This is a genomic window from Timonella senegalensis JC301 (genome assembly GCF_000312125.1).
Taxonomy (GTDB): Bacteria; Actinomycetota; Actinomycetes; order Actinomycetales; family Cellulomonadaceae; genus Timonella; species Timonella senegalensis.
On the sequence record NZ_HE978641.1, the window covers coordinates 805,886 to 812,871 of the forward strand.

Genomic DNA, 6,986 nt, shown 5'->3' on the forward strand with positions numbered 1-6,986 from the left:
GCCGCCTTCGGCGCCCCTCAAACCCTGATTTTCGACGATCGAGGTGCGTTACGCTCAGACCGTCAACCGGTCCTCCTGCGGGTGGCGGCAGGTTAAGCTCTGAGGCTCTGGGGTACGAGCTGCGTGGAATTACCCCCAGGTATCGCGAGCCCCGCGTCCCTTAACTGAATACTTGCCCCGCGTGAACTTGGGGGAGTCCGGGCCAAGCACGCGAATTTCCTGGACCACGCCATCGCCTACCTCGGCGGAAATGGTTCGCATAATCTCAGGGGACAGAAACTTTAATTGTGTGGCCCATGCTGTGGAATGTGCGCGCACTACAAGAATGCTATTTTCGAACGATTCTGCCGTGCAGTGCTGAGAAATATCTTTACCCACAATTTCGGGCCAGCGCCCGATCACTCCGCCCACTGCAACGTCCTGGTTCCAGCCTCGCTGCACAAGGAGCGCGCCAAGGGTCGCAGAGAGCGGCTTAGGGTCTCGTCCACCGGCGCGAGCCCCCGACACCTGTGGCTCCGTAAACCGCGATGGTGCCTGCTTTCCGGGGTAGAAGCCGCGGGCCCTCGCGTTTGCCTTGGCCCGGTTGAGCGCTGCGCGAGCGTATTCCTTTGCAGTCTCCAACTCAAACGCTTCCGCAACGGGAACCCCCGTTACGTCGTCGTCAAAGAGCTCGCCTGACATCATGCGTCCTCGGCATCGAGTGGTGAAGTACTGTCTTCACCATCTTGGTCCGGCTTCGCTCCATCCGCAATACCACTGTTAACCGAAACAGAAGATGGTAGCGAGGACGCGAGGGAATCGTCGTTAATTGATTCGGAGGTATCCGAATTATCCAGGGACTTCTCTGGAACTACGGTTCCGGAAGAAACATGGAATATATTCCCACCAAGATCCTCCGGAATGTCCTCCATTACAGCGGCAGTAATAATCACTTGTCGTGCACCAGAAATAATTCTGGACAATTGGCGGCGACGCTTTGAATCTAGTTCGGCAAATACGTCGTCGAGGATCAAAACAGGCTCGGTGTCCACGTCCGAGTCTGTCCACCAGTATTGGGAGAGAGAGTCGGATGCGTCCTGGGAGTCGGGGCCGTCCGTCATGAGGCGGTAGGACGCGAGGCGCAGCGCAAGGGCAAACGACCAACTCTCGCCATGGCTCGCATAACCCTTCACGGGAAGGTTGTTGAGCGTCATCGCGACCTCGTCGCGGTGGGGACCCACTAGGCACACCCCGCGCTCAAGCTCTCTAGGGCGAACGATCTTGAGTGACTCTAGGAGTTCCGCCTCGATCTCCTCGATGCTTTGCACGGTGTGGTGCACATCAGGCCGGGGGAGTTCCTCCGAGCGGAACGCATCGAGTTTCCGTGCGTCCGCCAGAACCGCGTCCACCGAGGACTCGTATTCGATATGCGCGACCGACTGGCTCATCGAGACCTCGTCATAGCTGCTGTGGACGTAGGGGCGGAGTGCCACGATAAGCCGCTGGCGGAACGCCATGATCTGCGCACCAAGGCTTGCAAGTTTCGCGTCCCAGATATCGAGCGTGGAGAGGTCCAGTTCGCGGTGTGCCTTACGGGCGGCGATCGCGGATTTGAGGAGTGCGGAACGCTGCTTGATAACGCGATCGTAGTCCGAGAACACCGAGGACATTCGCGGCGAAATGAAGATGGTTAGTTCGTTAAGGAATCGACGACGCGCGTCCGGATCACCCTTGACGAGGACAAGATCCTCGGGAGCAAAGAGAACCGTTTTAAGAATTCCGAGAGCGTCGGCAGCTCGTCCCGGGGTGCCGCGGTTGACCCTAGCCCGGTTAGCCTTGCCGTTGATGATTTCGATCTCGACTGTCTGTGAGCGGTCGCCACGAACAATCCTGGAGCGGATCATTGCGCGATGGGCGCCCGCTCGGATTAGCGCAATGTCTGCAGCAACGCGGTGTGATCCAAGCGTGGCGATGTAGCCGATGGCCTCGGCCAGGTTGGTCTTTCCCTGACCGTTCTGGCCCACCAAGATGTTGATACCTGGCTGGAACTCAACGTCCACGTGCTCATATGAACGGTAATCAAGGAGTGAAAGATGGGAAACATACACGCGCCTGTTCAGCTCCTTTCAATGGGGAAGGGTTGCGATGTTTCACGTGAAACATCGCAACCCTAGGGTGTTTGTGAGTTATCTACTGGCACTTGGTGCGCCAGCGAGATATCAGTTAGCGAATCGGATTGGAACGAGGAGGTAGCGGTAGACCTTCGAGTCCTCGCCGTCCAGCGACTCCTGTCCGGTGAACTCCACAGGCTTGTTTGGGTGAGTGAAGCTCAGACGAACAAAGTCCGTTCCAATAGCGTTGAGCCCATCCAGCAGGAACTGTGGGTTGAATGCAACGGAGATCTCTTCGCCCTCGAGCACTGCTTCAAGTGCCTCCGATGCTTGAGCGTCGTCACCCTGACCTGCGTCCAGTACGACCTGACCCTCAGAGAAGTTCAGGCGAATTGGAGTGTTGCGCTCCGCAACCAGGGATACGCGCTTTGCAGCATCGATCAAAGGTTGGCGAGCTACGACCGCGTGGATTGGAGTCTCGTCCGGGAACAGGCGACGTACCGGTGGGTAGTCTCCGTCCACCAGAAGGGAGGTGGTGTGGCGTCCGCCGGCTTCGAAACCGATAAGGTCCACTCCCGGGCCATTGGAAAGCGCAATGTTGACGTCACCGGCAGCGCCGAGCGACTTTGCAACATCGTTCAGCGTGCGAGCACGGATCAGTGCAACGGTGGAGATCGACGGGGAAGCAGGCTTCCAGGTGAGCTCGCGCAGGGCAAGGCGGTAGCGGTCGGTGGACAGGAGCGTGATCTTCTCGCCCTCGATCTCGGCGCGAACACCGGTGAGGAGTGGAAGTGTGTCATCACGTGATGCTGCCACGGTGACTTGGTTGACTGCCTCGGTTAGGACATCGCCCGCGATGGTGCCCGAAAGCTCTGGCATGTTTGGAAGGGACGGGTACTCCTCAACCGGCATCGTCAGTAGCGTAAAGCGAGAAGCGCCACAGACAACTGTCACCTTGCTGCCGTCAACTGAGAAGTCAACGGGCTTGTTAGGCAATGCGCGGGAGATCTCGGCAAGGAGACGACCCGAGACGAGCACTGTTCCAGCCTCATGGACCTCAGCTGGGATCTCCGAACGAGCAGAGACTTCGTAGTCGAAGGTCGCGAGGTTCAGCACACCTTCAGCAGTAGCTTCGATGCGAACACCTGCAAGTACTGGAGCGGGCGGGCGGTTTGGCAATGTACGTGCGGTCCAGGTAACTGCCTCTGCAAGGACGTCACGTTCAACCCTGAACTTCATTCGTACTCCTCTCGAGCATGGCTCGGTCACGTGTTCTAAAGGAAATCTAAGTCAAGTGTAGACAAGCAATCGCAAAGATATACACACCCCGAGTACTTCGAGGAAGTTCTGGCTTGGCTGGTTCGTGAGTTGAACAGCTTCAGCATCATGAAGGTGTGTGGAAATCCTTAGGAGTAATAGTTAGTCATCGTATTAGCCGTTGTGGATTCTGTGGATAGTCGCAATATTCGTTGATTTTTCCACAGTCACGGCTGTGCATGTGGACGGGGATGAACTGTGAATATCGTTGCACTGCCGTGGATTTCGACAATCACTGGAAAAGTTATCCACATATTCGGGGGTTCCTGTGCACAAAGGTCGTTCCGTTGTCCCAAGGTTTTCCCCAGAGTTATACACAGGTGTGGACACGGCGTTTTGCGCTGATTTGTTCGTCAGGAGCCGTTTTCTGGCGTGTCGCGAATCTCTGTGAATCGTGGGCGAGCCACAGCTCAACCACGATGCTGCTGCTTGATTCGGCTCGTCAACTCAGTGACCTGGTTGTAGGTCGAACGACGCTCCGCCATTTGAGCCGTAATCTTCTTGTTCGCGTGCATGACCGTGGTGTGGTCACGTCCACCAAACTGCTGTCCGATCTTTGGCAATGAAAGGTCCGTGAGCTCACGGCACAGATACATCGCGATCTGTCGGGCAGTCACAAGCACGCGGGAACGCGAACTACCGCACAGGTCCTCGATGGTGAGTCCGAAGTAGGCGGCAGTCTGCGCGATCACCGAACTTGCGGTGATTTGCGAGGCTTCGTCATCCGTAATGAGGTCCTTGAGCACGATCTCGGCGAGTGCAAGGTCAACCGGTTGGCGGTTGAGGTTTGCAAAAGCGGTTACGCGGATGAGCGCGCCCTCAAGCTCACGGATGTTCGAGGAGATCTTGGATGCGATGTATTCAAGTACGTCGTCCGGAGCCGCAAGCTTCTCGTTTGCCGCCTTCTTTCGCAGAATCGCGATACGGGTCTCGAGGTCTGGCGGCTGAACATCAGTAATCAGACCCCACTCAAAGCGTGATCGCAGGCGGTCTTCGAATCCATTGAGTTGCTTGGGAGGCAGGTCAGAGGTGATGACAACTTGCTTGTTCGCGTTGTGCAGGGTGTTGAACGTGTGGAAGAACTCTTCCATCGTTGCTTCCTTGCCCTGCAGGAACTGGATGTCGTCAATGAGGAGGAAATCGACTTCGCGGTGGCGGCGTTGGAAGGCTCCCGCTGCCTCGTTACGAATCGAGTTGATGAAGTCGTTGGTGAACTCTTCAGAGTTCACGTACTTCACCTTTGCGTTGGGATACAGGCTGAGAACGTAGTTACCGATCGCGTGCAGGAGGTGGGTCTTTCCCAGACCCGAGCCGCCGTAGATGAAGAGTGGGTTGTATGCCTTAGCGGGCGCCTCCGCGACGGCTGCAGCTGCTGCGTGCGCAAACCGGTTAGATGACCCGATAACGAACGACTCAAAGGTGTACTTAGGGTTGAGCCTGTTGTCATCCAGGGTGGACGGCTGCTTTACGGATTGTTCTGCGGCGGACGATTCCTCTGTCGCTGCAGTGGGCTCAGTGATGTGCACAGATGGTGCTACTGGCTCTGGTTCCGGCTCGATTTCCAAGTCCGGATCAACGGTGATCGCGAACCGTGCTTCAGTGCCTAGGGTTCGGGTGAGCGCGTCCAGTACGCCATCACTTGCTCGAGACTGGAGGAAGTCGCGCTGGTTGTCATCTTGGACGGTAATGACGACAGTTCCGTTGATGATGCCCTGGACCTTTGCCATCTTTACGTAAGCGAGGACGCGGGGTGTCACTGCTGAGTCGTTGGAGAGTACCTCTAGTACTCGTTCCCACATGACTTCAATCGACTCGTTGGGTGCCGTCACCGTGTGTAGTCCTAACCTGTTGAGTTACTGCGTCTGTGGATAAACGTGAGTAGTCGATGTGGAAATACATCCGGATATCCGTGTGTCTGAGTCTCTCACTCTAGCGTTCATCCACAAAGTTTTCCACAGGCTGTGGGAAACGCATTCTGCAAGCCTAGCGGTTGAAAAATCACCATTCAACTGGTCGTGTTGAGTTTCAACCATGTAGTTTTCCAGTGGTAACGTAGTCGCAGTATCCACAAGTTGCATAGTTATCCACACCCGGCCAGCAAGGTTGTGCGTAACTTCGAACGCGAAAGTGATACCAGTCAGTCCAGGACCGCGGTGATCGCGGAGTCATCCGGACTTCACACACACGTATAGTCCAGCGCCCTGTGGAGATGGTGACCATCAACACAGGGTTTGAGTGCTGCGATCATTTGACCTCGACCCTGTTTCTGGCGTACCGTTTTAAGGCAATTCCAAGTAGATTCGCCTGCCCTAAAAAGGGCCATCCAGTGCGGATCTTTCAGGAGAAGTACTCGACTGAGTTGGAATGCACCACCAACATCGCGTGCCCTATCAGAGGGTGCGTTTCAACAATATTGGAGTACCTCGTGAGCAAGCGGACCTTCCAGCCGAACAACCGGCGTCGTGCGAAGACCCACGGTTTCCGTCTGCGTATGCGTACCCGCGCTGGTCGCGCGATTCTCGCAGCACGCCGCCGTAAGGGTCGTGCCGAGCTCTCAGCCTGAGCTCGGTGCTAAACACGGCGCACCGAATGCGCAGGTCTGACCAGTTTGGTCAGACAGTGCGCACCGGTGTGCGTACAGGAAAATCGACCATGGTCGTTCACCTCGCTAGTTCTGCGGGATCAACGAACGCACCATTGGTCGGTTTTGTTGTATCTAAAGCAATTGGCAATGCTGTCACGCGGAACCTCGTGAAGCGTAGGCTGCGTGCGATTGCCCGGACTCGACTTACCTCTCTACCAGCAGGCTCAATGCTCGTTGTACGCGCTCTTCCACGAGCAGCGGCGAGCGACTTTGGCTCCCTGGAGAAGGACTTTAACTCTTGTGTGGACAAGGTCCTGGCAAGAGGGCAACACGATGACTAGCCTCCGTCAACTACCAAAGCGTCTGCTTGTTGGACTGGTGCGTCTCTATCAGAAGTACATCTCCCCGCTTTCAGGGCCACGGTGCAGGTTCTACCCGAGCTGTTCCCGATATGCGGTGGAGGCACTGGAAACTCACGGTGCCTTGAAGGGGAGTGCTCTGGCTGGATGGCGTCTACTACGCTGTAACCCATGGAACCCGGGCGGCGTGGACGACGTTCCTCCTAAGAAGGTAAAAAACAACGAAGCAACAGCGCCAGTAGATGACCGTGTAGTCCGCTGACTACCGAGTCTTGGCCCCTGAGAGTGGACCTAATGCCGAATCTTCTTTACCCCATTGAATGGGCCGTTTCATGGATCATGTATCTGTGCCACGAGCTCTTCGTGTTCCTTGGACTCCCGGACGGCTCGGGTTGGGCTTGGATTCTATCGATCGTTGGTTTGACGATCGTTGTGCGAATCCTGCTTATGCCGCTGTTCTTCAAGCAGATCAAGGCATCGCGCGCGATGCAGATGATCCAGCCGGAACTTCAGGCGCTGCAGAAGAAGTACAAGAACAAGAAGGACCCTGCGTCCCGCGAGGCTATGGGCCGCGAGACGATGGAGCTCTACAAGAACCACGGGACCAACCCGATGGCTTCTTGTATGCCGATCCTG

At 56.3% G+C, this 6,986-nt stretch carries 8 protein-coding genes; 4 read left to right on the forward strand and 4 right to left on the reverse strand.

Annotation, left to right across the window (positions count from 1 at the left end; all coding sequences use genetic code 11):
- Positions 1-129: 129 nt before the first annotated feature.
- The 4 genes from HGSM_RS03435 to dnaA form a co-directional block, all read right to left on the reverse strand.
- Positions 130-681 carry a DUF721 domain-containing protein gene (locus HGSM_RS03435; RefSeq protein WP_081581330.1) on the reverse strand — a complete coding sequence of 184 codons (552 nt, stop codon included), beginning with the start codon at positions 679-681 and terminating at the stop codon, positions 130-132.
- Positions 681-2,087 (reverse strand): DNA replication/repair protein RecF, encoded by a 1,407-nt coding sequence (gene recF / locus HGSM_RS03440; RefSeq protein ID WP_081581289.1) that lies wholly within the window; start codon positions 2,085-2,087, stop codon positions 681-683. Before recF ends, HGSM_RS03435 begins: the two co-directional genes overlap by 1 nt.
- A gap of 111 nt (positions 2,088-2,198) precedes the next feature.
- Complete coding sequence (gene dnaN, locus HGSM_RS03445; protein ID WP_019147347.1) at positions 2,199-3,329, reverse strand: DNA polymerase III subunit beta; 1,131 nt, start codon at positions 3,327-3,329, stop codon at positions 2,199-2,201.
- Positions 3,330-3,817: 488 nt separating this feature from the next.
- Positions 3,818-5,206: a chromosomal replication initiator protein DnaA gene (gene dnaA, locus HGSM_RS03450; protein ID WP_040594592.1), complete on the reverse strand. Its 1,389-nt coding sequence runs from the start codon at positions 5,204-5,206 to the stop codon at positions 3,818-3,820.
- A 626-nt stretch (positions 5,207-5,832) separates the two neighbouring features.
- Here dnaA and rpmH point away from each other — a divergent pair.
- From rpmH to yidC, 4 genes are all read left to right on the forward strand, one after another.
- A complete protein-coding gene (rpmH, locus tag HGSM_RS14020; RefSeq protein ID WP_010849920.1) occupies positions 5,833-5,970 on the forward strand; it encodes a 50S ribosomal protein L34 in 138 nt (45 codons plus the stop codon).
- A gap of 5 nt (positions 5,971-5,975) precedes the next feature.
- The gene (rnpA, locus tag HGSM_RS14025) at positions 5,976-6,332 is read left to right on the forward strand and encodes a ribonuclease P protein component (protein WP_081581290.1); all 357 of its coding nucleotides are present in this window, start codon (positions 5,976-5,978) and stop codon (positions 6,330-6,332) included.
- Positions 6,325-6,612 carry a membrane protein insertion efficiency factor YidD gene (yidD, locus tag HGSM_RS14030; RefSeq protein WP_081581291.1) on the forward strand — a complete coding sequence of 96 codons (288 nt, stop codon included), beginning with the start codon at positions 6,325-6,327 and terminating at the stop codon, positions 6,610-6,612. Before rnpA ends, yidD begins: the two co-directional genes overlap by 8 nt.
- A gap of 32 nt (positions 6,613-6,644) precedes the next feature.
- On the forward strand, positions 6,645-6,986 hold a 342-nt coding region (gene yidC, locus HGSM_RS03455), incomplete at its 3' end, for a membrane protein insertase YidC (RefSeq protein WP_040594275.1).